Here is a 24,669-nt window from a genome sequence, read left to right on the forward strand (position 1 = left end):
AATTAAAAAGAGATAAGGCTGTGAGCGGTTGGTGGTCATTTGAAAAGCCCCTTTTAAGGGGCTAGCGAGTGGTGAGCCCTTCTAGGGCTGTTAAAAAGCCACCCGTTTTCACGGGTGGATATTTACTAAAAAAAATCGAAATTGCATATATTAGATGGGACTTTTCTTTTAATAACAGTGTTTTATTTAACGCCTCTTTTTTTTGGGCGTATTCAGTTGGTTTTAAGTGCGTGTTTTTATTCTTTCCCTTACCATGGTGATTGTCGACAAAAAATATGTAAAAAAAGGAGTACCAATGATTATTTTAGAGCATGTGAGCAAATGCTATGTGACTGATAATCAATCAAAACCAGCGCTGAAAAATGTAAATTTACAGATTGAACAAGGGGAATTATTCGGCATCGTCGGAGAGAGCGGTTCAGGCAAATCAACTTTACTGAAATTGTTGATAGGACTTGAAACACCCGATACAGGCCACATCGTGATTGACGGAACAGACCAGAACGAACTGAGCAGACAGGAGAAACTGGCGAGAACACGTGCGATGAGCATGGTCTTTCAGCAGTTTAATCTGCTGTATAACCGCACAGTTTATGACAATACAGCTTTGCCGCTGACGCTGCAGGGAAAGACGGATGATCATCAAGTGATGTCGTTGTTGCGGTTTGTCGGGCTTGCCGATAAAGCGGCAGCGTATCCCAAACAGCTCAGCGGAGGGCAGAAACAGCGTGTCGCCATTGCGCGCGCGCTGGTGACGAATCCGTCGTATTTATTGTGTGACGAACCGACCTCTGCTTTGGATTTAAACGGCAAAGACGATGTTATCCGCTTGCTGAAGACGGTCCACCGGAAATTCCGTCCCACGATTATTCTAGTAAGTCATGAACTGGCTGTCATCAAAAAATTATGCACCCGCGCGGCTATCTTCGACCAAGGCACGTTGACAGATGTCATCGCCCTGCCTGAAGTCAGCGGTGAACGGTCTTTTGATTCGTATGCGGAGAGAGCCAAGGAAGTGTTGCTGTCATGATGGTGTATATGGAGCGGCTGCAGTATTTTCAGGCGGACATAGTGACCTCTCTGGCAGAAACCGGCATGATGGTCGGCCTCTCGGTAATCGCCGCGGTACTGGCAGGATTGCCGCTTGGTACGGTTATTTTTCTCAGTAGACCAGCCGGTGTGTATCAGAACCGCTATCTTTACAGGGTAACCAATGCTTATGTCAATATTGTCCGTTCGTTCCCTTTTCTGCTGCTGATTATCACCTTGATTCCTTTTGTTCGGTGGCTGATTGGACGCTCATTTGGTACGCTGGCAGCTTCGATTCCGTTGTCGATTGTGGCAGTTGCATTGTTTGCCAGAAGTGTTGAACAGGTCTTTCTGGATGTGCCGCAGGAAGTCCTAGATTTGGCACGCACGCTTGGGGCAAGCAAATGGCAGCTTGCGACCAGCTTTTTACTTGTTGAGGCTTGTCCCGGCTTGATTTTGTCGCTGACATCAGTGACGATCAGTATGATTTCTTATTCAACGATTGTGGGCGTAGTAGGCGGCGGCGGGATTGGCGATTTTGCCATTCGCTATGGCTATCAGCGTTATGAAACCGATATGATGTATACGACCATTGTTATCATGATTATCGGTGTGATGTTGCTGCATGTGTCAGGCACGACGCTGGCACAGGCATTAGATAAACGAAAATAAACTGGAGGAAACATGATGAACAAACGACTATTTAGCATTCTGGCGGCAAGCACGCTGCTGCTTTTCGGACTGGCTGCTTGCGGCAGCAATGACAGCGGTGAAACGACTACAACATCCGCTAAAAAAGAAAACAAGGTAATCAAAGTGGCGTCACATTTGCCGCCAATGACCGATGTGGTCGAACTGGCAGGAGATGTGCTTGAAAAAGATGGCTGGCAAGTCGAGCTGATTCAGGTGAGCGACAATATCCAGTACAATGAACTGGTCAATCATAAAGAAGCGGACGCCAGTTTTGCCCAGCATGAACCTTATATGCAAATGTACAATAAAGAGAAACATGGCAATTTGACGGCTGTCCAAAAAATTTACAATGCTAAAGTGGGGTATTACTCAAAACAATTCAAAAGCATTGACGAGCTGCCGGAAGGTGCAAAAATCGCCATTCCGAATGATTTGCCTAACGAAGGCCGCGCACTGGCGATTTTAAATGAGGCAGGGCTGATTAAGTTGAAAGACGGCGTCGGTTTTGAGGGCACGGTCAAAGATATTGAAGAAAATCCGAAACAATTTGAACTGGTCCCGCTTGACCTGTTGAACCTGCCGGAAGCTTATAATGAAGATGACATCGCAATGACATACAACTATCCGACATATATCGCGAAAGTCGGCTTGACACCGAAAGATGCGATTCTGCTTGAAAAAACCATTGACGAGCGCTTTGCCATCTCGCTCGTAGCCAGAGAAGACAACGAGGCATCCGAAGCGATTCAGGCATTGAAGCAGGCGATGACCAGCGAAACAGTGAAAAAGTTTCTTGAAGATAACCATAGTGACACACTTGTTCCGGCATTTTAATCCCAAAAAAAGTGTCTGCAGCTGATTTTCATCAGTGCAGACACTTTTTACAGGTTTGGCAGATTAGTTAGCCGAGTCCTTCGTCAAATGTACGGTAATCGCTTGTTCTTTGTTATCGCGGACGATGGTCAGCTTCAATTTATCGCCGACTTCTTTGCTGTACAGGACAGACTGCAAGTCGGATGTGTTAGCAACTTCTTTGCCGTCAGCTTTGATGATGATGTCCAGCTGTTTCAGCCCGGCTGCCTCTGCTGCCGAACCTTTCATGACTTCGCCGATTATGACACCGGAAGTCGGACTGTTTTCATCCAGATTCAAAGAGTTGTCACGGTCATACGCTCTGGCAGCCGCCAAATTGCTCATGCTGATTCCCAGTACCGGACGGACGACTTTCCCATTCCTTTCCAGCTGATTGATAATGCTGATGACATCATTGCTCGGAATGGCAAAGCCCATCCCCTCTGCCGAGACACCGCTTGAAGCTGCGGCAATCTTGCTGGAGTTGATACCAATCACTTGTCCCTGTACATTCACCAACGGACCGCCTGAGTTGCCGGGATTGATGGCCGCATCGGTCTGAATCGCATTGATGCTGATAGTTTCGCCGTTATCATCGGTGTTGGTGATGTTCCTGTTTTTCGCAGATACGATACCTTGGGAAACTGAGTTGGCAAATGTCGTTCCTAGTGGCGAGCCCATGGCCAGCGCCGGCTCGCCGACATTGATTTTGTCGGAGTCGGCAAATTCTGCGACACCTTCCACATTGCTGTCATCAATTTGCAGGACAGCCAAATCGCTGTATACATCGGAGCCGATGATTTTCGCCGTTGTTTTTTCCCCGCTGTTCAGCATTACTTCCACCTGATCGGCACCGGCAATCACGTGATTGTTAGTGACGACATAGGCTTTGCCGTCCTCTTTTTTGTAAATGACTCCGCTGCCTTCGCTGCTTTTAGTCAACTGGTCTTCTGCTGATTCAGCCGTTCTGCCGAACAAGCTGTCAAAGCCGTTGCTTGATTGTTCCTGCAGGTTGATGACTGACACCACTGCCGGTTCCATTTTTTGCACCGCTTCAGTCACTTCGCTGTTGATATTGTATTGCACATTGCTGACCTGAGTTGTTGTTTGATTTGAAGTATTCGTGGTGTTAGTGTTGCCGGTTTGATTATTGTTGACAAGATACAGACCGCCAAAGGCTAAGGCACCGCCAAGCAATCCGCCAGCTAGAGATATGGCAAATCGTTGAAATAGTCCATTATTTTTTTTATGTCCATGAAAATCCGGTGTGACATCTTTCCGTTTCATAATTATCGGTGAAAGTTCACCTTGCCTCCTTTTTATCTCTTCTTACATACATTATACGTTTTCTATACACTTAAAGTCTAATACTGTTATTTGAAAAATATTTGAATTTATGAAGATTAAAAAAGTCTTTTTTGTGAAAATAGATAAAAAACGATGAATCACACAGACTTTCCGTGCCCTTTTCCACAAACAGGTTATCCACAGATGCGGATAACCTGCTTTTTAAGTGAAACAAAAATAGAGGATATGTGCATAACTCTGTGGACAAATGTGGATAACCAGCAGAAAAGATGATAAACTATAAGAATAAATAACGAACGGAGTCAACAATGAAAATAAAATTAGTCACAGTTGGAAAATTGAAAGAAAAATATTTGAAACAAGGAATCGCTGAATACACCAAACGCTTGACCCGCTACGCCGCAGTCGACATCATTGAAGTACCCGATGAAAAAGCACCGGAAAACTTGAGCGACGCCGAAATGACGCGTATCAAAGACATCGAAGGCTGTAAAATACTGGCCAAGCTGTCTGACAGAGATGTCGTGTTTGTCTTGGCAATCGACGGTAAACAGCTAAGCTCGGAGGAGTTTTCGAAAGAAATCGAACAGCTGGGGATACAAGGGAAAAGCCAGATTGCCTTTGTTATCGGTGGCTCGCTCGGATTGTCGGATGAGGTTTTGAAGCGCAGTGATGCACAACTTTCATTCGGCAGATTGACTTATCCACATCAGCTGATGCGGCTAGTGCTGGTGGAGCAGATTTACCGTGCGTTCAGGATTATGAAGGGGGAACCGTATCATAAGTGATGCGGTTTTTTGAAATATGTGGATAAAATATATATTTGGTTGGAAAATCTATTAAAAACGACTTATCAAGAGAAACAGGTGAATTCAGAATTAGTTGTCTGCAATATTAGTTGAAGTTTTATTTGTGAACAAACTTTCAATATTTATCTAAATAACATAATCTGTTACAATTAATTTTGAGAAAAATAAGTGTATATGGAGTGGTTGAGTGTGAGAAAAATAGTAAGGGTTAGTATGTGGTATATGATAATTGGATTGTTTTTCGGAGTTTTCTATCGAGAATTTACCAAGTTAAACAATTATACAGGAGCAACACAGCTTCGTGGACTACATACTCATACACTAGTTTTAGGGATGTTTTTCTTCTTAATTGTGTTGTTACTTGAAAAGAATTTTCAAATTACCAAGCAGTCTAACTATAAGAAATTTTATATACTTTATAATAGTGGACTCGGTATAACATTAACGATGATGTTGATTCATGGCATTATGACAGTACTTGGTATGGATAGTTCACCAGCTATTTCTGGTTTTGCGGGAGTTGGACATATTCTTATGACGATAGGATTTGGCTTTTTCTTCAATATTCTTTTCAAATCTGTTACGAATCATTAGTGACAAGTAGGTTGTTTGTCAAATAGGACTGATAAGAATTAAATCAAAGAAGTTAGTTTACCTCAGTAAGACCGCTAATTAAGAATGATGTTAAGCTGAATTCATGACACGTTTTGGTAGAATAACCACTAAGAAGAAAAATCCGTGTTTATATGGGCAAGAAAAAGTTTACAGATGAAGACTTCAAATAGCGAGACTGGTATCATGGAGGCAGTTTTTTGCCAACCATCTTACCGCAATCAGTTAAAATGTTTTCCCTTTTGATCAAATACGTGCTCCTTTTTTTGAAAAGATAATACATAGATTCCTGATTGTCTCCATGCAGAATATTTTCGATATACTGAAAGCATGGAGGTGGTGATGATGGATATGAACGCTTTTATTTGGTTTCACGTTGGCGCGATTGTTGCTGAACTAATATTTATGGGATATAAAAAAGCAAAGAAACAAAAAGAATTAAGCAAGGTGGATATTGCAATTCTTTGTTTATTCATCGGCTCTTTGGGAGCAGTGTTAGGCTATAATTTCCTTTAATGAGTACAAGCTATTTTTATATGAATAATAAATCACCTTGGAAGAAACTCGCGCTTTCTAAGGTGATTTTCCCATTTTCATCGGCAGTTTTTTGTCATAACGCAAATTGACATACTGCCTATTTTTGATATGATAAACTGAAATGAAACTTCAGGAGAGACTAAAATGGTAAATTTCGGTGCAGCGTTCAAAAATCTGAGAATAACAAGAGGATATACACAAAAGGAAGTCGCTGAAGATGTGGTGTCCGTCCAATTTTTACGAAAATTTGAAAATGAGAACAACGACATCAGACTATCAAATTTTCATCGGCTGCTGAACAACATGAACCTGACTTATGCCGAGTTTTCCGCAGAGTGTCGCGATGAAAATGTCGAATTCATGATGGGCCAGTTCACACATCAAATAGACCAGCTTCTAATTGAAAATAATGGTGTCGGGTTAAAACGTCTGATTAAGTCATTCGAGGAAAAAAGTCAGACGTCAGTCGGCAAGCGCTATCAGATGCTGACGATTATTTTGAAGTCGATATATAATAGTCATTTTGCGTTATTATACGACATCAATCCTGAGCCTGTGACGGATTATTTGATGAAAGTGGAGTGTTGGGGAGAATACGAATTCTTTCTAGCAGTTTACAGCATCAACCTTTTGTCTTCGATTGGGTGTTACACGATTTCCAAAAAAGCTTTAATGAAAACAATGCGAAATGAACGGGTAAAAGACCGTAAACTCGATTTTATGCTGCAAGCTTGCTTCAAATTGATTGATGATGGTCATGTTGAGCAGGCCGAGGACATTCTCACGTTGTTCGATGAGCAAACGAGTCTGGGCGAAGTCCTTCATTACACCATTTTCAAATTGTTAGCCAAGTTTATCCGGGGTATCATTTTAATTGAAAAAGGAAATCCGGCAGGTGTGTCTTTATGCGAAGAGATCATCAATATTTTCCATGATTTCATTGAGTTTCATGATTACAGCCGTGTGTTGGACAAGTATTTGTCTAGAATTGTTTATCGGAATAGCTCATCCTGTCAGCAATGAAAAATACCCGGCGCCCTTTACTTATTGCTAATTTTAGTATAAACTCACTATTAATAACATGTATAGGAGAGATTTGTTCATGCAACCGTCTATGAAATTGCGCCACATACTTTTGAATGATTAATTTAATACAAAATCAGAAGTCTTGGGAATAGCGGTTTCAAGGGATAAGTGTATACTTTTTTCTATATAAATTGAGATGGCAAAGGATAGTCTAGGACTGTCCTTTTTGTATGCTCTTATTTCCTTTTCCAAGAAAGAAAGGAAATAAACATGAACAGATTGACAATAAAATTAAAAAATATCACACATAGTTTTGATTCAAAGGAGATTCTTTCAGTCGACGAGCTGGCAGTTTATGAAAATGACCGGATTGGTATTATCGGCGACAACGGTGCCGGAAAATCAACATTGCTGAACATCATCAGCGGCGACATTGTGCCGGAAAAAGGTATCGTTCAACGGGAAATCTGTTTCAATCATTTTGACCAGATTGCTGAAGCAGACGAGATGCTGCATGTCAATCATCTGGATGGGGAATTGCTGAGCCGCTTTGGTGTGCCGACGAATCGAGTAGAAACTCTCAGCGGCGGTGAAGAAACAAAATTCCGTTTAACACAGGTACTGTCAACATATCAACCGGGACTCCTACTCGATGAACCTACGACCCACTTGGACAAAAAAGGTGTTGAATCACTAATTGGAGAGCTGACTTATTATTACGGCACATTGGTTTTTGTTAGTCACGACAGATATTTTCTAAATAAATTGGCGACGAAAATATGGGAAGTAGCGAATGGCACTGTGGTGGAATATGCCGGTAATTATGAGGCTTACAAGCAGCAAAAAGCATTGGCTGTTTTGGAAAACAAACGTGCAGTGGAGGGATATGCAAAGGAAAAGAAACGTCTGGAGCAAGCAATCAGCCAAAAGAAACAGCAAGCCGAAAAGAGTCGGCAAGTATCGGACAAAAAGAAAAAACAGCGGATTAAGCCGGACCGTCTGTCAGCCTCACGGTCAAAAGATACAGTACAGAAAAATTTGATGAAGACGGCCAAAGCCATGGAAAGCCGTTTGGAAAAAATGACTGAACAGAGATTGATTGAAACTGCTGCACCAATTGTTTTTCCGATTCAAAAATTAGCCGCTATTCACAACAAATTCCCTGTTCGTGGCGAAAATGTGACGATTACCAAAGGACCGCGGACGTTGTTCAATGAATGTGATTTTCAATTCGGGTTGAATAAAAAGATTGCCATAGTGGGTGATAATGGTTCGGGGAAGACTACGTTATTGCAGCATATTGTCGCAAATGGCGATGGTATTGTTCTTTCACCGAAAGTGATTTTTTCTTTCTACCGACAAATGGCGTATAAATTAAGCAGTACGCGTCCTGTTTTAGATTATCTGATGCAACAGACTGACTATACGGAGCCTCTTGTCAGAAGTATTTTGAATAATTTGGGTTTTTCTCAAATCGAAATAACCAAAGCTGTCGGCGATTTAAGCGGCGGCGAAGCAACGAGGCTGGCACTGGCATTACTATTTGTCAAACCGGCTAATGTACTGGTTCTGGATGAACCTACCAACTTTGTAGATTTAAGGACAATCGAAGCACTGGAAAATTTAATCAGGTCGTATGCAGGAACGGTCATTTTTACTTCGCACGATTTTTACTTTGTTGAACGGACAGCTGATGATATATACGCCATAAAGAATAAACAGCTAAAACTGATTTCAAAGGAACAATTGATGGAGTTGAGTGGATCAGCTTTTGACCGAAAATAGCTAGATGACTCTGAATGATAAACTGACTCAATCGGTGAGGAATCAATTCTTCACCGATTTTTGGTTTTTGACAAGGAACCTTTACAAAGCTTCCGAAAAATGCTATATTAAATATGTAAAGGAAGCTTGTCAGTAACTTGAGGAGGCCTTTTATGAAAAACAGAGTTGAAGAATTAAGAAAAGCCCGCAAGTTGAATCAGGAAGAGTTTGCCAAACAAATTCGTGTGTCGAGGCAAACAGTCAGTTCCATCGAAACAGGCAAGTATAATCCGTCTTTGGAGTTGGCATTTGCGATAGCTCATTTTTTTGGCAAGGCAATCGAAGAGATATTCATCTACGAAGAGGAGGAGCCGAGATGAAAAAGAATCAGCTGTATGCAGGTCTGGTTTATTTAGGAGTCGGTATTCTTTTTGGAATTTTGGCGTTACTGTTTGATACTAAAATCGAGTATTTGCTTTGGGGATATGTAGGAGCGGCGGTTTTTGGCGGTTTATTTATCATTGGTAAATATCTGTACTGGTCGCGTCCGGGCTATTCTTCAGAGTATGAGAAAAGACTGGAAGCTGAAAAAATTGAATTTCAGGATGAAAGAAAAGAGTTTTTAAGAAATAAGTCTGGCAGGTACGCCTATCTCTTAAATCTGCTGTTCCTGTCTGTCGCGATGGTCCTGGTTTCCATATTGGATGCGTATGGGATTAGTATATCCACAAATGCCATTATCCTCAGTCTAGGCATTTATTTTGTATTCCAGTTTGTGATAGGTGTGGTTTTCTTTAGGGTGTTGAGTAGGAAGTATTAAATAAAACTGCCCAGAAAGAGTAGCATTCTCTCTGGGCAGTTCTCTTTTTCCATATTATTCCGCTTCATCTTCCCCAATCACCCGGTTGATGTGAATAACAAGGTAAATCAATTCGGAATGTTTGACATTGATGTTCTTTGCCTGCTTCAGATAGTCGCTAATTCTGAGGCTGCAGTTGTAAGCTTGCGGATACTTGCTTTTAACCAACTCATATAAAAATTCGTCATCATCATCATACGGTGTATTAGTCAAAATACGGCGCACAAAGTATTGGATATGGGTAATCATTCTGGAGTAGCTTAAGGAGCTTTCGTCAAAAGTGGTTCCAAAAAAGCGGCTGATAATGTTCAGGATATCTCTCACTAATTCAGTGATTTCCATGGTGATGTTCAAATTTTGCGAATCAGTGGTACTGTTGACAAAGTGGAGTGCAAAGAATCCTGCTTCATCTTCCGGCAGTTCCACCCCGAGTGTGTCGTTGATAAGTGCGAGAGCCTGCGTGGCGGCTTTAAACTCAACCGGATAAAACTTTTTTATGTCAAAAAGCAAAGGATTGGCAGGGAAAATGCCGTCCTTCGCCCTCTTCAACGTGTAATGCAAGTGATCTGTGAACGTCAGATAAATCTGTTCTGAAAATTCCACCTCCATGGCTTCTTCGGCCATGGAGATGATTTTTTTTGAAAGCCCCACGATATCAGGGTCGAACGATTTTACCAGCTCCAAAATATCAAGCTGCCCTAAATCATCGTGAGCCAACGTAAAGACTTTTTCAACATAGGTTTGGTCGATTTGATCGCCGTTTCTTTTATTAAAAGCAATTCCACGCCCCATGACAACGACTTCTTCTTGATTATCGTTGACAGAAATAACAACATTATTATTTAATATTTTTTTGATAATCATGCCAATTATTCCTTTCTTTCAAATGGGGCTAAATCTATTTTACTACTGTCAGGAAATCTTCACCAGTAACAAGTTCGGTTTGCTTGTACGGCAACACATCCAAAAAGTCGGCGGTGTTGGTGATGACAATCGAAGTCGTTGCGTCTTTGCCGGCTTCTTTGAGTGCGTTTAATGAAAACGACACAAGCAAATCACCTTGTTTGACAGCATCGCCTTGTTTGACGTGGATGTCAAAGCCTTTTCCTTCCAGTTCGACTGTGTCAATCCCGATGTGCATCAGAATTTCTATGCCGGAATCGGTGGTTATCCCCACAGCATGGCCGGTCGGGAACAAGGTGGAAACAATACCGTCAGCCGGCGCAAGGAGTGTTTCAGATGTCGGCATGATGGCGATGCCTTTACCCATTGCCCCAGATGCGAAAACTTTATCATCAACTTCTTCAAGCGGCACGATTGTTCCGTTCAGCGGGCTGACCAAGGTTTCCGAGTCAACTGCCACCTCACTGCTATCACCCGCTTCATCTGTCTGGGAAGCAAGCTCGCCCATTGCGTCGGCTTCAGTATCGAATCCCAAAATCAGCGTCAGCACGAATGCCGCAATAAAACTGATACCTGTCCCGAGAATAGCGCCAAAGACGCTGGAGCTGACACCTGCTTTTGTACTGATAAAGGCCGGCAGCACCAGTAAACTCGGCATGACTTGGCTAAAGGCTTTAACGCCGGCGACTGCTGTGACGGCACTGCCGATAGCTCCGCCGATACATCCAGCAATAAAAGGCTTCTTGAGTGGCAGTGTGACCCCGTAAATCGTCGGTTCGGTGATACCGAACAGTGCTGTGATGGTACCTGAACCGGCCAGCTGTTTTCTCTTTTTATCTTTTGTCCGGACCATGACTGCCAACGCAGAGCCGGCTTGGGCAATGACCGCCGGCAACAGGAGCGGTGTGAAAGAATCGAATCCCAATGTGCTGAGATTGGTAATCGTGATAGGCACAAATCCCCAATGCATGCCAAACATGACGAGTACTTGCCAGAATGCGCCGATAATCAGTCCGGCAATAATCGGACTGGATTCAAAAATGACTGTATAGCCTTTTCCGAGGATATCCCCGATGATTGTGCCCAAAGGTCCGATAACGAGGAATGTTAAAGGTACCATGATTGCGATGACGAGTAAAGGGGCTACGACAGTTTTCAGGAAATCCGGCACAATTTTTCTGATAGTCCGCTCAACCGGAATTTGCGCACCTACCGCAAGAATAATCGGAATGACGGAAGAATAATAGCCGGTCACAGGCAACACGATGTTAATCCCCATAAAATTCAAAGGGTTGTCAGTTAATCCCGGGTACAACAGCGCCCCTGCGATAGCCAACGAAATAAACGGGTCGACTTTGAATTTCTTTGCCGCTGTAAAAGCAAGAGCAAACGGCAGAAATTGGAAAAACGCATCGGCTGCAATGAATAATACTTGATAAGTCCCTGAATTCGGACTCATCCAGTGCAGCGTTGTGGCCAGCGCCAACAGCCCTTTTAATACCCCGGCACCTGCCATTGGACCGATGAAAGGCAGGAAAATACTTGATATGATGTCGATGACGCGGTTGACAAGATTGCCCGAAGCTTCTTCTTTTTCATCAGATTCTCCCAGACCGCTGTCATGTACCAGCTGATTATACACCTCTTTGACCTGATTGCCGATAACTACCTGATACTGTCCGCTGCTTTGAACGACTTCGATGACGCCGTCAAGGGCCTTTATATCGGCCGTTTTGGCCTGACTCTCATCTTTTAATTTAAACCGTAAGCGGGTAGCGCAGTGAATGACACTAGTAACGTTTTGTTTGCCTCCAACTAATGAAAGAATGTCAGCTGCCAGTTGTTTCTTATCCATTGTAGTTCTCCTCCTTAAAAAAATAAAAAACCCTAATTGACCAAATAGTGCACACAAATCAGCATTGGACCTGCAGTATTCCAATGCGTTGTAAGCAATATTCAATCAATTAGGGTTTTGCCTGCCAAACAGTAACAATCGCTAATCTTGGTTCCATTGTATCACACTTTGGCAAAATGTAAACCGTTTCTTTTTGTAAAACATCCTAAAATGAACATAAGCAGCCGAAGATATGAGGCACACCGGCTTTTTTCTTTTTCTGTCTGAGATGTTAAAATAGATGATTGAAGCAATCATTTTTACAGTGTCAGAATAGTAAGAAATATAAGGAGCAGATTCATTGTATGAAAAATATTAAACTCACCATCGAGTATGACGGCAAACGATACCTCGGCTGGCAGCGGCTGGGTGATTCCGATAAAACGATTCAAGGGAAGATAGAAGGTGTCTTGACACAGATGACAGGAGAAAGCATCGAGATTATCGGTTCCGGCAGGACGGACACAGGCACTCATGCGCGAGGTCAGGTTGCTAACTTCAAAACAAATGCGAAAATGACGCCGGATGAGATGCGTGATTTCCTCAACCGTCACTTGCCGCGCGACATCGTAGTCAAAAAAGCAGAAGAAGCCGCCGCAAGATTTCATGCGCGCTACAATGCTGTCGGCAAGCAATACAGCTACTATATCTGGAATGAGACCGTCCCGTCTGTTTTCGCCCGTAACTACAGTTACCATTACCCGCAAAAGCTGGACATTGCCAAAATGGATGAAGCTTGCCAAAAGCTGACAGGCACACACAATTTCAGCGGTTTTTCTGCACTCAGAAAAACCAAAAAATCAACAGTCAGAACACTGGATAAGCTGTCGATTCAAAAAGAGGGCGGCATGCTCCATCTGACCTTTGCAGGTGACGGGTTCCTCCATAAGATGGTCAGGATCATCACAGGCACCTTGCTGGAAATCGGCGCAGGTGAACTGGAGCTGGCAGTCATTGACGAGATTTTTGCCAGCAACGTCAGAAAATATGCCGGCGACACCGCTCCTTCGCACGGGCTGTTTCTTGATGAGGTGTTTTATCATTAAGATTGACCTAGGCGAGACAGACTTATTCATGATATGGTAGTTAGACGTAGCTGAAAAAAAGTGCGAATAAAATAACGATAAAATGATTCAGATGATGGTTGACATGTGTTGGAGATGTATATGAAAGTTGTTTTTTTCTTTCCCACTTCTCATCACATTAATGATAAAATAATAATGATTAGACAATATAGGAGTGACATGATGGGTGCAGATTTGAACCAGCGTTTATTTAGTGCGGCAGACAATCTCCGCAGTAAAATGGATGCATCAGAATACAAAAATTACTTATTGGGCTTGATTTTTTACAAATATCTTTCCGATAAATTATTGCAGCAAGTCGTGGAGTTGGCAGATGAGCCAATAAACGAATATGATACACCTGACAAACAGGTGGTTCTTTATGAAGAGCTTTTATCGGATGAAGATACTAAGGCCGATTTGATTGCCACCTTGGTGGATACATTGGGCTATGACATTGAACCAAAGTATTTATTTAATGTGCTGGCAAATCAGGCAAAGCAAAATCTGTTTCAGCTGAATGAACTAAATAATGCGTTTAACCAACTGTCGTCAAAATATGAGTTGTTCAGCGGCTTGTTTGACGATGTTGATTTGCATTCTAAAAAATTAGGTTCGGATGACCAGCAGCGCAATGTCACAATCACTGAAGTGCTGAAGAAACTAAATGATGTGAACGTGCTAGTTCATAAGGGCGATGTGATAGGCGATGCGTATGAATTTCTCATCAGTCAGTTTGCTTCTGATGCAGGAAAAAAAGCAGGCGAGTTTTATACACCGCATATGGTATCGGACATGATGGCGCAGATCGTCACTATTGGTCAAGAGGATAAGAAACTGTTCAGCGTTTTTGACCCGACAATGGGGTCCGGTTCGTTGATGTTGAATGTCCGGAATTATTTGACCTATCCGGAAAGCGTCAAATATCATGGTCAGGAAATGAACACGACTACATTCAATCTGGCAAAAATGAATTTGATTTTGCATGGTGTGGATGCGGAAGCTATGAATTTGCGCAACGGCGACACGCTGAACAAAGACTGGCCGACTGACGAGCCTTATATGTTTGACTCAGTTGTCATGAATCCGCCGTACTCTGCAAAATGGTCTGCGGATGCGACTTTCCTGGATGACTCGCGCTTCAACCGCTATGGCAAGCTGGCGCCAAAGTCCAAGGCTGACTTTGCGTTTCTGCTGCACGGCTATTATCATTTGAAAGATACTGGCACAATGGCGATTGTTCTGCCTCATGGCGTGTTGTTCCGGGGGGCGGCTGAAGGGGTAATCAGAAAAAAACTGTTGGAAGACGGCAGCATCTATGCAGTAATCGGTATGCCGGCAAATTTGTTCTTCGGGACATCTATCCCGACGACAGTCATTATTTTGAAAAAGAACCGGACCAGCCGCGATGTGCTGTTCATTGATGCCAGCAATGAGTTTGTCAAAGGCAAAAATCAAAATCAATTATCCGATGATAACATCAAAAAAATCGTGTCAACGTATAAAGAGCGGAAAGATATTGACAAATATGCGCATCTGGCTAGCTTTGATGAAATCAAGAAGAATGACTATAATTTGAACATTCCGCGCTATGTCGACACCTTTGAAGAAGAACCGCCTGTTGACATGGTCGCTGTCGGGAAAGAAACGAAAGAACTGCGACAGAAAAAACGTGAATTGGAAGAAAGTTTATTTGCTACCATTTCCACCCTGCAAGTGCGCCCCGAGGATGAAGCATGGCTTCAAAGCGCCCTAGAGGTGTTTGACCATGAAAAATAACAAACAGCCGGCAATTCGTTTTGCAGGATTTACTGATGATTGGGAACAGCGTAAGTTGGGGGAGTTGGCAGATATTATTGGAGGAGGAACTCCCAGTACATCTAATTCAGATTATTGGGATGGTGATATTGATTGGTACTCTCCTGCTGAAATTGGTAATCAAATATACTTAGCAGGTAGCCAAAAAAAAATTACTTCAGAAGGATTAGCTAAAAGCTCAGCTAAAGTTCATCCAGTGGGAACTATTTTATTTACATCCAGAGCTGGAATCGGGAATACCGCTATATTGGCTAAAGAAGGAGCAACTAATCAAGGCTTTCAATCAATTCTACCAAATAAGACTCTTCTTGACTCCTATTTTATTTTTTCACGTACTAATGAATTAAAACGATATGGAGAAGTTCACGGAGCTGGTTCGACTTTTGTAGAAGTTTCTGGAAAGCAGATGGCTCAGATGCCAATTTATGTTCCAAAGTTAGAAGAACAACAAAAAATCGGTTCCTTCTTCAAACAGCTTGACGACACTATCGCGCTTCATCAGCAAGAGCTTGCTATCTTGAAGCAAACAAAACAAGGTTTTTTACAAAAAATGTTTCCCAAGAAAGGAGAAAGTGTTCCTGAGATTCGTTTTCCGGGATTTACTGACGCTTGGGAACAGCGTAAACTGGGGGAAATTTTTGATATCTTAGATGGAGATAGAGGAAAGAATTATCCTGGAGAGAGAGACTTCTTTGAAGTTGGGGCAACATTATTTCTGGATACTGGGAATGTAAAAAGAAATGGCTTTGATTTTTCAATACGTAAATACATCACGGAAGAAAAAGATAAGTTGTTAAGAAATGGTAAGTTAGCATTGAACGATTTTGTAATTACAAGTCGTGGAACACTAGGAAATGTAGCATATTATGATAGTAGTATCGCATTAAAACACCCGTCTATAAGGATTAATTCTGCAATGTTGATTCTACGACCTATGTTGCGAAAAGAAGTTTTGGATGATTACATGGAAGCTGTTTTACGGGGAAATGTCATTGATTCCTTTATGAAAAAAAATCATGTAGGCTCAGCACAACCTCATATTACAAAGCGGGATTTCTCATTAGTTAGCATTGATATTCCGAAGGTAAAAGAAGAACAACAAAAAATCGGTTCATTCTTCAAACAACTTGATGAGACTATCGCGCTTCATCAGCGTGAGTTGGAGTTGTTGCAGGAAACCAAAAAAGCATTTTTACAGAAAATGTTTGTCTAGGGGGTGTGTCTGATGAATAAAATCGTGCATCGTGATGAAGCTGAGGTGGAAAAACGGCTGATTGATGTTCTGGGGGAGGGGCATAATCAGTGGAATTACCGGCCGGACTTAAAATCGGAAGAAGATTTGTGGCAGAATTTGCGTGATAAGATAAACACGAATAATTTATCGGAATTAGAGGGGTATTTGCTAACAGATAAAGAGTTTGCCACTGTTAAAACAGAGTTGTTGCTGAGGACTCAAACGCCTTTTGCGGCTGCTAAATGGTTGAAAGGTGAGAACGGGATTGCCCGTATTAGAATTGACCGTGAAGACAGTGCGTTGGGGTCAGTTTCATTAGTGTTGTTTTCCAATCAGGATATCGGCGGCGGCTTATCGACGTATGAGGTAGTGCATCAAATTGCGAAACAAGCCGGCAGTGCAGGAGCACGCGACCGGCGGTTCGATGTGACATTGCTGATTAACGGTTTGCCGATTGTACAAATCGAACTGAAACAAGTTACCGCGAAAGATGGTATCTATCAGGCCTTCAACCAAATAAAAAAATATGCTGAGGAGGGTCTGTTCCGGAATAATATTTTTTCAACGCTCCAGCTGTTTGTCATATCCAACGAACAGACGACGCGATATTTTGCCAATACAATGCCTAAGAATATGCACAGGAAGTTTTTGTTTAGCTGGCGCACGAAGGATAATAAGAAGGTCGACAACTTGTATGAATTCTGTAAGCAAGTTTTAAACATTCCGGAAGCTCACCGGTTGATTGCGAATTATATGATCGTCAGCGAAGATCAGGATGATAAAGCTTTGATGGTACTGCATCCGTATCAGGTGCATGCAATTGAAGCGCTGTTTGCGGCGGCTAACAAACGCCAGTCGGGCTATGTCTGGCACGCGACTGGTTCAGGTAAAACACTGACCTGTTTTGTATCGACCAAGCTGTTGGCTCGAAAATCAGGCATTGACCGTACCATCATGTTAGTAGACCGCAAGGATTTGGATAACCAAACGACGAATGAATTCACGAAGTTTGCGTCAGAATTCAATACCGGCCTGTCCTCAGGCAGTGCCAAATCGAACAGTTTAATCGTCGGGACTGGCAGCGCTAAAGAGTTGAGCGATACACTGCTGGCTGATGCAAATTCAAATGTTGTCATCATTACAACCCGTCAAAAGCTCGAGTCTGCTTTGACTCGGGCCAAAAAGCAGGAAGAACGGACAGGCGGCAACCGGTTTGAAAAGCTAAGAGGACAGCATATCGTTTTCATTGTGGATGAGTGCCACCGCGCCTTAAGTGCAGAAAACATGGAAAGAATCAAAGAGCAATTTCCGAATTCGACATGGTTCGGGTTTACCGGTACGCCGATTTTTGAAGAAAATAAAAAGCAAGCCAAAGGCAGACTGCCGCGTACAACACCGGACCAATACGGTGAAGTCTTGCACACTTACACCATCAAAAATGCGCTGGAAGACGGTGCCGTGCTAGGTTTTCAAGTGGAACATGAAAATACCATTGAGCCTACATCATTGGAGAATCATATTCTTCATGAGTTACGCAAAACGGCTACGTATGCGACATATACTCCAGACCAGCTCAACCGAGTGATTGACGAGATGGACGGAGTAAATAAGGAAGCTTATATCGAAAATCATGTGTATGAAAAGGATGAGCACATCCAAAAGGTCATCCGCAAAATTTTCCGGCCGGATAATGCTTATACGAAATTTGATTTCCGTAATGGCAGGCCGACAAAGTCAGCCATTTTAACTACCAGCTCGATTGCAATGGCCAAAAGATATTACCGGGCAATCAAAGAAATGACAAAAGATGCTGGATGGCTGGAAAGAGAATTTCCCAATCATCCGATTCGCGAAGGCCGTACAATGACTGATGATGATTTTCCGCGTATCGCGATTACCTATTCGCTGGATGAAAATCCGGATGACGCTAATGAACAGCAAGGGGATATGAAAGAAATCATCTCAGAGTACAATGCGTATTACGACACGGCCTGGACACTTTCTGACATCGACCGCTACAATGGCGATATTAACAATCGGCTGGCGCGAAAAAAAGCTGAGTTTAAGCAGTTTGGCAGGCAGGTGGATTTGGTTATTGTGGTTCAGCGCCTGTTGACCGGATTTGATGCACCAACGATTCAGACGTTGTTTGTCGACCGCAATCTTGAATATGCAGCGCTGATTCAGGCATTTTCAAGAACCAATCGGACTTATCCCGAAAAAACAAAAGGACTAATCGTGACTTTCCGCAAACCGTATACAATGGAACAAAATGTTGCGAATGCAACGAGACTGTATTCGCAGGCTCAAGAGGAGTCTGGCTTGATCTATCCGACGTATGACGAATCTAAAAAACGGTTTAAGAAAGCATACCGAAAATTGAAAGAATTTAAAATCGTTCCCGGTGAACTGGACGAGCACACACCGGTAGCTACTCGTATGGATTATGTCAAAGCTTTTCAGGAACTAAATAATGCCTATGAAGCATTGGTGACTTACGATGATTATAACAATGATATGGAACAATCAAAGACTTTGCAGGAACAAGTCAGCATATTGGAAGAACAATCCGGGGTCTATCAAACGGTTAAGGGGTCTTTGATAGATGAAGATAAAGAGCCGGGCGGGAATGTGGATTTTTCAGAAATTGAATTTTACGGTGACAACCACACGAAGTTTTATGACATTGATTCAGCCTATATCGACCAATTATTAGGCACTTACGCGGCACATAGTCTGGATGTACGTGAAGAAATCGAAAAAGCGCTGCAAAAATTAAACAAAACAGAATGTGTGAAAGAAGTTTATCGCGCAATTCTTAACGCGATAGACAATGAAGAGATAGATAAAAATGAAGATATTTTTGTGATTAAGCGCCAGTTTTTCACTCAGACACGCAACCAAATTATTTCGCATTTTGCAGAGGAATGGTTTGTGTCAATTGACGAACTGCATTCTTCATCAATTCAATACACAATCGGTGCCGAGCCTATCCCGAATATCAAGGGGATTATTGAAAGTAAAAACTATGAAGCGTATAAAGTGCGCCATCCAGCTATCAGACCGTTCCAATATCCGCAGGCCATGAAACGCGCGTGGCGGAAAACACTGGATGAAGAAATCGTGCCGCTGGAAGATGAGTTGAGGTAGGGAAAGTTCAGATGGCACTAACAGAGATAGTATAACTTCAAAAAGACCAATCACTTATACAGGTGACTGGTCTTTTCTGATTTCTGTCCCTACTCAAAATGCTTCAACTGTGACTCAATAAAGCAAGCCCCTAAAAGGTTCATTCCGCCTATCACTGAAAGGACTTTATAAGACGTAATCAAGCCAGCCGCCACACAGACGACTCCGGTCCCTACGTTCAGCATTTGCGCATTTTTCATTTGTCGTTTGCTTGGTCTGGGAAATTTGATAGACGTCCCGAGATTGTCATTCACTGTTTCACAGGCTGAGTCCATCACTTTAAACATGCGTATCATTATAACCGGCCTCCTTTTTTGAACTTAACTAAAAAATAAATAATTTACGACACTTGTAGACAGTGCGCCGGCAAGAAACAGTCCGGAAAAAATAAAGCACGCCAGATATCCTCCCCGCTTCTCAGGCTGGCTCCTGAACAGCCACACGCCGATAATCAGCAGAATAAACCCAAGAATCAGGTTGATGGTGATTGATACAGGCGCTGATGTTCTCAATAGATTAAAAATGGTACTGAGTAAATGTTTCAATTGTGTTCCTCCTGTTTATTCAAATATTTCGTCCATTAAATGCTGAACCATGAATTGAAATGTTGCTTTAAAATCAAATTGTTTAGATAACGCCTCCTTTGAAGAAACAGTCGACAGCAGCACACTGAAAACGGCAAATGCCATCTGTTCCGATTCTTTCAGCGTTAAGTTGGCATGGGCAATAGCCTGTCTGAAGAAGTCGCTGTTGTCTTCTTCGAGTTTGGCTTTGTCCGCCTCAGAGAGTTTATTATAAAAAGCTAGAAAATCGACTGTTTTATTGTCGTATAAAAAGGGATTCTTTTCATATTCATAGTACAAATTTTCAATAGCCGCTATAAACCCTTGTTTTGAAGGGGACTGCTTGATGTCTGCGATGAACTGTTCGTTTAAATCTGTTTGGACTTTTTTCAGAGCGTCAAGGAACAACTCTTCTTTTGATTCGTAGAGATTGTAAAATGTACCGGTCGAGATATTTGCGCCTTTACACAGTTTGCTGATACTGGTTTCTTTGTACCCTTGTTCTGCCCAAAAAGCAGCACATACTTCCTGTAATTTTTTCTTTATGTTGTTTTTATCTTCCGCAGAAAAATTTTTGCGAGTAGCTGGCATGAGTGATTCACCTCTCAACGAAAAATATTTTATGTGAATATTCATTTAAAATATTCATAAGATGATATTATCCTAAAAATGAAAAAATGTCAATGAAATGTCTCGTAGACATTTTTTGGTATTATAAACTCAATTCCTAGTTCGAAAATATTTATTTTAAAATAGCTTCGGAGACATCGGTAATCCATTGAATTCGACTGATAACTCAGTTACACTAGAGAAAAGACTGTTTTTAATAAAACATATCAATAACGAACGGTTTAGTGGTAGCGTTTTATTTGTTGAGATGTATATGAGTTGGTAAAAATGTCTTCAAGCTAATCCAATTTTAGGAGTGGTAATATGAATCGCAGGGAAAAAGCAGAACTCAGGGCGCGAAAAAATCGGACTGCTAAAATTATTTTCGGTCTGTTTTTGGTTCTGGCATTGTTTTTGTTAAGTTGGCGCACACTGTTCGGCAAAGAGGAGATTGCCAAACAAAGTAAAAGCGAAGTTAAAGAGGAAGTTGCAGGGAAACAGACGGCGACGATTATGGCAAGCGGCGATATGTTGTATCACGACGTTCTTTATGGCGGCATGTATGATGAAGAGAAAGACGAGTTCGATTTTTCAAGTAACTACAAACACATTCAACCGCTGATTTCGTCCGCCGATTTGGCGCTGGGGGACTTTGAGGGGACAATCAATCCTCACCGGGAGCTGGCGGGGTATCCGATTTTCAATGCGCCTGAGGAAGTCGTCAAGAGTATCAAAGATGCAGGATATGACGCCATCACACTTGCCCACAATCATATTTTAGACACAGGCATTGAGGGGCTTATTTATACGGTCAAAGCATTCGAAAAAGAAGGAATGGATGTGTTTGGTGTCAGTTTATCCGAAGATGAAGAGATTCTGGTGAAAAACGTGAACGGCATAAAAATCGCTCTTCTGGGTTTTAGTTACGGTTTCAACGGGATAGAGGAGACCATCAGCGAAGAGGAATACAACACGTATTTGAAAGATTTGAATATGAAAAAGGTCAAGAAAGAAATTGAGCAGGCTGAAAAAATTGCGGATATTACAGTGGTCATGCCGCAGATGGGAATTGAGTACAGTCTGGAGCCGACCGAGGAGCAGAAGGAAACGTATCATGCCATGATTGACTACGGCGCAGACATCATTTTTGGCGGGCACCCCCATGTTGCGGAACCGACAGAAATCGTCGAGAAAGACGGTGAAAAGAAATTCATCATCTATTCGATGGGCAACCTGTTGTCCAATCAACGGATGGAAACGCTGGATAATTACTGGACCGAGCGCGGTGTCATTATGGAAGTCGAAGTCACGAAGGAGAACAATCGAACCGTGCTGACCGATATCAAGGCGCATCCGACTTGGGTTTCAAGAGAACCAAAAGGCGGTATGACATTTAACGGTTACACGGCATTCGACTATCAGGTACTGCTTGCAGAAGACTATCTGGAAGGCGGGAAAAAAGCGGACACTGTACCGGAAGAAAAACGCCAGCGCATCGAGACGGCCTACCACGAGATGATGGAACTGCTGGATTTGAAGTGGTAGCTTATTAAGACACTAAGAGAATAGAAGATGCAGTGTATTTTGTAAAAATCATTTATCTTCATTTTGGACTAGCAACCAGATGAAACTAAATGATTTTTTTATTGGCGAAGCTAGCTGAAACTAAATGTGTTTTACTTGATAGAATTCCAAAAATGATTGACGAGGTCGAAAAGGTGATTTTGGGCAAACGGGCAGTGGTTCAACTGACAGTTGCCGCGTTGCTGGCGGACATGTGCTGTTCGAGGATATACCGGGTGTTGGAAAAACAGTGATGGTTAAAACACTGGCAAAGATTATCCGTGGTTCTTTTTCTGGGATTCAATTTACACCGGATCTCCTTCCCGGTGATATTCTCGGTGTGTCTAACAAGGGGACCAAGAGGCAGATGTATATGGGATAATTATCAGCACTTCTCGCCGAGTTTGCGCCAGTACTCGGTTATGGGATAGTTGGGATTTGCACGGTATTCATCGGCTGGCAGCTATGGCGCAAGCGTGTGCTTGTTTTTGTAATCAGTGTTACCCGTCTGTCACAGGAACCGCTGCTTAAAGCCTATCCGGTTTTGTTGTCAACGGCTGAGAAAAAAATGCCAAGACCAGTGTAAATGCCACTGAGTCATTTTGCTCAAAAGTTTGAGTTGATTCATCCGGGGTTTGATGGCTTGTTTATCCAGCTGACAATGCTCTATGAAGAAGCTTTGTACGGTAGCAGTCAGCATCATAGGGAGAAAGTAGTCATCTTATTAAAACAGGTCGCTCGGAAACTTCAAAAAGTGAATTAATATGTTAAAACAGATGTAGCCAGCTTGATGCAAGGTTGCATCTGTTTTCTATATTTTGCTGCTAAAAATAAGCACTTCGTCACTAAAAAAACAATTGTTTTCAGCCTACATCTATGAGTCACTTGTTTCTTGTGATAAAATATATTAATAAGCAATTGAACATTTGAATAATAGTTAATAAACTGTTGGAGGTCCTGCATTTATGAATTTACTCGTGTCACACCGCAACTTTCGCAACTTTTTTTTCTTGTCCACGACGTCGCTTATTGCAGATTCCATCTATTACATCGTACTTACCATTTATGCAAGTCAACTGTCCAATCCGGCTCTGGCTATTGGATTGATAACTTTGTCGGAAAATCTTCCTTACTTGTTCAATCCGCTTAGCGGGGCAATCGCTGATAATACGGCAGATAAATACACAGTGCTCAAACGTCTTGTTGTGATGCGTGCGGTCTTATATTCCGTAGTTGCTGTTCTCATCATGCACCAATCAATGGCTGCTTTAGCGGCGATTTGTTTGATAAATCTAGTTTCTGATTTATCAGGAAGAATGTTCAATGGGCTTCTCAGTCCGTACATCCCTTTTGTTTTAGAAAAAGAACGGCTGGAAGAAGCACAGGAGTTGATTGGTTCCAATGCACAAATCATATCGATTATTGCCAGTTTCTTAGGTGCGATGCTTATCGGTTTTTTGTCTTTTTCCCAAGTAGCAGTTATCAATGTAGGACTTTTTATGCTGGCACTGCTGATTGTGATGGCGATGAAAACATCACTGCTTAAGTTTCAATCAAGTGTTCAAGTATCGAAAATGAATACAGCTGCAGTTTTTAAACATCTGACCACCACGTTCAAAATGATTGCTGAAAAGAAGGTTTATTTATTACTGGTTATACAATTTACCTTTATTAATGGGATACTGGGATTGTTAGTACCATTTTCGACAAATGTTTTCCGGCTTTTTCCGGCACTGCATGTGCTGAGTTTCCCGTTCACCTTGGCTTTTTATCAGGGGCTGTTCAGTCTTGGCATCATCGTGAGCGGTTTGTTTCTGATGAGATATGTTAAGAAAGTCACAGTTATACAACTTATCGGAATATTATATGGTTTGCTTGTTGTACAAGTTTTCTTTTTGATGATTCAGTTTAAGGCGGGGATATTTATCACCGCATTGGTTGCCGGGCTTTTGCTGGGATTCATAGGTCCTAAAATGAGCTATCTGATGTATGATAATTTTTCCAGCGAAGTACTTGGAGCAGTGGGGGGTACGTTGAACTTCATCTACATGATCGGACCTGTGATAACGAGTTTTATCTTTACGCTGATTTCTGCGACAAAAAAATTGAGTCTCATGTTTGCTTTTTTCTGGGTCATTTTAGCAATCGGCATTGTATTCAGCTTGTATATAACCAAAAAAGAAAAAATTAGAAATAGCTGAATAATTGATTAAAAGTTCAAAACAAGGTGTGAATACCGCGGGTTTACAACAGTTTCGCCATTCGTGTCAGTTGCACTTTCAGTGCAAATTTGATATGATGATTGATGGAAATAATATAAATATTAGACTAGGTTGGGCGTAT

At 42.1% G+C, this 24,669-nt stretch carries 22 protein-coding genes and 1 pseudogene; 17 read left to right on the forward strand and 6 right to left on the reverse strand.

All coding sequences use genetic code 11. From position 1 onward, the window contains the following. Window positions 1-226 precede the first annotated feature (226 nt). The 3 genes from CBF27_RS10335 to CBF27_RS10345 are packed head-to-tail and all read left to right on the forward strand — an operon-like array spanning window position 227 to window position 2,556. A complete protein-coding gene (locus CBF27_RS10335) occupies window positions 227-1,030 on the forward strand; it encodes a methionine ABC transporter ATP-binding protein (protein ID WP_211334650.1) in 804 nt (267 codons plus the stop codon). Then, window positions 1,030-1,701 carry a methionine ABC transporter permease gene (locus CBF27_RS10340; RefSeq protein ID WP_126814311.1) on the forward strand — a complete coding sequence of 224 codons (672 nt, stop codon included), beginning with the start codon at window positions 1,030-1,032 and terminating at the stop codon, window positions 1,699-1,701. The genes CBF27_RS10335 and CBF27_RS10340 overlap by 1 nt, the downstream gene beginning before the upstream one ends. Before the next feature lie 15 nt (window positions 1,702-1,716). Then, window positions 1,717-2,556, forward strand: a complete 840-nt coding sequence (locus CBF27_RS10345; protein WP_126814230.1) for a MetQ/NlpA family ABC transporter substrate-binding protein — start codon at window positions 1,717-1,719, stop codon at window positions 2,554-2,556. Window positions 2,557-2,619: 63 nt separating this feature from the next. On the opposite strand, the gene CBF27_RS10350 is transcribed toward CBF27_RS10345, so the two are convergent. Further along, entirely contained in the window at window positions 2,620-3,861 is a 1,242-nt protein-coding gene (locus CBF27_RS10350; RefSeq protein ID WP_126814231.1) for a S1C family serine protease, read from the reverse strand. A 329-nt stretch (window positions 3,862-4,190) separates the two neighbouring features. Between CBF27_RS10350 and rlmH the strand changes: the two genes are divergently transcribed. The 7 genes from rlmH to CBF27_RS10380 all read left to right on the forward strand — a co-directional run bounded on the left by rlmH (window position 4,191) and on the right by CBF27_RS10380 (window position 9,450). Further along, the gene (gene rlmH, locus CBF27_RS10355) at window positions 4,191-4,670 is read left to right on the forward strand and encodes a 23S rRNA (pseudouridine(1915)-N(3))-methyltransferase RlmH (protein WP_126814232.1); all 480 of its coding nucleotides are present in this window, start codon (window positions 4,191-4,193) and stop codon (window positions 4,668-4,670) included. A 210-nt stretch (window positions 4,671-4,880) separates the two neighbouring features. Further along, a complete protein-coding gene (locus tag CBF27_RS10360) occupies window positions 4,881-5,285 on the forward strand; it encodes a DUF2871 domain-containing protein (RefSeq protein WP_126814233.1) in 405 nt (134 codons plus the stop codon). 360 nt (window positions 5,286-5,645) lie between these two features. Then, the gene (locus tag CBF27_RS14170; RefSeq protein ID WP_170175085.1) at window positions 5,646-5,819 is read left to right on the forward strand and encodes a hypothetical protein; all 174 of its coding nucleotides are present in this window, start codon (window positions 5,646-5,648) and stop codon (window positions 5,817-5,819) included. Between the two features lie 165 nt (window positions 5,820-5,984). After that, on the forward strand, window positions 5,985-6,863 hold the full coding sequence (locus CBF27_RS10365; protein ID WP_126814234.1) for a helix-turn-helix domain-containing protein: 879 nt from the start codon (window positions 5,985-5,987) through the stop codon (window positions 6,861-6,863). A 273-nt stretch (window positions 6,864-7,136) separates the two neighbouring features. After that, complete coding sequence (gene abc-f, locus CBF27_RS10370) at window positions 7,137-8,651, forward strand: ribosomal protection-like ABC-F family protein (RefSeq protein ID WP_126814235.1); 1,515 nt, start codon at window positions 7,137-7,139, stop codon at window positions 8,649-8,651. Between the two features lie 152 nt (window positions 8,652-8,803). Continuing rightward, window positions 8,804-9,010: a helix-turn-helix transcriptional regulator gene (locus CBF27_RS10375; RefSeq protein ID WP_126814236.1), complete on the forward strand. Its 207-nt coding sequence runs from the start codon at window positions 8,804-8,806 to the stop codon at window positions 9,008-9,010. Further along, window positions 9,007-9,450, forward strand: coding sequence for a hypothetical protein (locus tag CBF27_RS10380; RefSeq protein WP_126814237.1), 444 nt, complete (start codon window positions 9,007-9,009; stop codon window positions 9,448-9,450). The genes CBF27_RS10375 and CBF27_RS10380 overlap by 4 nt, the downstream gene beginning before the upstream one ends. Before the next feature lie 54 nt (window positions 9,451-9,504). Here the strand turns inward: CBF27_RS10380 and licT are convergent, their stop codons facing one another. Together licT and CBF27_RS10390 are read right to left on the reverse strand one after the other, a co-directional pair. After that, window positions 9,505-10,353 (reverse strand): BglG family transcription antiterminator LicT, encoded by an 849-nt coding sequence (gene licT / locus CBF27_RS10385; RefSeq protein ID WP_126814238.1) that lies wholly within the window; start codon window positions 10,351-10,353, stop codon window positions 9,505-9,507. Window positions 10,354-10,387: 34 nt separating this feature from the next. Then, complete coding sequence (locus CBF27_RS10390; RefSeq protein WP_126814239.1) at window positions 10,388-12,247, reverse strand: beta-glucoside-specific PTS transporter subunit IIABC; 1,860 nt, start codon at window positions 12,245-12,247, stop codon at window positions 10,388-10,390. 344 nt (window positions 12,248-12,591) lie between these two features. Here CBF27_RS10390 and truA point away from each other — a divergent pair, with 344 nt between their 5' ends. The 4 genes from truA (at window position 12,592) to CBF27_RS10410 (ending at window position 19,552) form a co-directional block, all read left to right on the forward strand. Continuing rightward, the gene (gene truA / locus CBF27_RS10395; protein WP_126814240.1) at window positions 12,592-13,332 is read left to right on the forward strand and encodes a tRNA pseudouridine(38-40) synthase TruA; all 741 of its coding nucleotides are present in this window, start codon (window positions 12,592-12,594) and stop codon (window positions 13,330-13,332) included. Between the two features lie 201 nt (window positions 13,333-13,533). Beyond that, window positions 13,534-15,129, forward strand: a complete 1,596-nt coding sequence (locus CBF27_RS10400; protein ID WP_126814241.1) for a type I restriction-modification system subunit M — start codon at window positions 13,534-13,536, stop codon at window positions 15,127-15,129. Next, window positions 15,119-16,381, forward strand: coding sequence for a restriction endonuclease subunit S (locus CBF27_RS10405; RefSeq protein WP_126814242.1), 1,263 nt, complete (start codon window positions 15,119-15,121; stop codon window positions 16,379-16,381). Before CBF27_RS10400 ends, CBF27_RS10405 begins: the two co-directional genes overlap by 11 nt. Window positions 16,382-16,393: 12 nt before the next feature. Further along, window positions 16,394-19,552: a type I restriction endonuclease subunit R gene (locus CBF27_RS10410; protein ID WP_126814243.1), complete on the forward strand. Its 3,159-nt coding sequence runs from the start codon at window positions 16,394-16,396 to the stop codon at window positions 19,550-19,552. Window positions 19,553-19,641: 89 nt separating this feature from the next. Here the strand turns inward: CBF27_RS10410 and CBF27_RS10415 are convergent, their stop codons facing one another. Genes CBF27_RS10415 through CBF27_RS10425 form a run of 3 tightly spaced genes read right to left on the reverse strand, consistent with a single transcriptional unit; the run spans window position 19,642 to window position 20,745 of the window. Next, window positions 19,642-19,887: a hypothetical protein gene (locus CBF27_RS10415; protein ID WP_126814244.1), complete on the reverse strand. Its 246-nt coding sequence runs from the start codon at window positions 19,885-19,887 to the stop codon at window positions 19,642-19,644. A 24-nt stretch (window positions 19,888-19,911) separates the two neighbouring features. Next, entirely contained in the window at window positions 19,912-20,136 is a 225-nt protein-coding gene (locus tag CBF27_RS10420) for a hypothetical protein (protein ID WP_126814245.1), read from the reverse strand. A 15-nt stretch (window positions 20,137-20,151) separates the two neighbouring features. Continuing rightward, window positions 20,152-20,745, reverse strand: a complete 594-nt coding sequence (locus tag CBF27_RS10425; RefSeq protein ID WP_170175086.1) for a TetR/AcrR family transcriptional regulator — start codon at window positions 20,743-20,745, stop codon at window positions 20,152-20,154. 342 nt (window positions 20,746-21,087) lie between these two features. Here CBF27_RS10425 and CBF27_RS10430 point away from each other — a divergent pair, with 342 nt between their 5' ends. The 3 genes and pseudogenes from CBF27_RS10430 to CBF27_RS10440 all read left to right on the forward strand — a co-directional run bounded on the left by CBF27_RS10430 (window position 21,088) and on the right by CBF27_RS10440 (window position 24,527). Further along, the gene (locus CBF27_RS10430; RefSeq protein ID WP_126814247.1) at window positions 21,088-22,308 is read left to right on the forward strand and encodes a CapA family protein; all 1,221 of its coding nucleotides are present in this window, start codon (window positions 21,088-21,090) and stop codon (window positions 22,306-22,308) included. 152 nt (window positions 22,309-22,460) lie between these two features. Further along, window positions 22,461-22,672: pseudogene (locus CBF27_RS10435) on the forward strand (AAA family ATPase); the annotation flags it as partial. Between the two features lie 619 nt (window positions 22,673-23,291). Further along, window positions 23,292-24,527: an MFS transporter gene (locus CBF27_RS10440; RefSeq protein ID WP_126814248.1), complete on the forward strand. Its 1,236-nt coding sequence runs from the start codon at window positions 23,292-23,294 to the stop codon at window positions 24,525-24,527. Window positions 24,528-24,669 lie beyond the last annotated feature (142 nt).

Source organism: Vagococcus acidifermentans, from assembly GCF_003987655.1.
In the GTDB taxonomy this organism is placed as follows: Bacteria; Bacillota; Bacilli; order Lactobacillales; family Vagococcaceae; genus Vagococcus_B; species Vagococcus_B acidifermentans.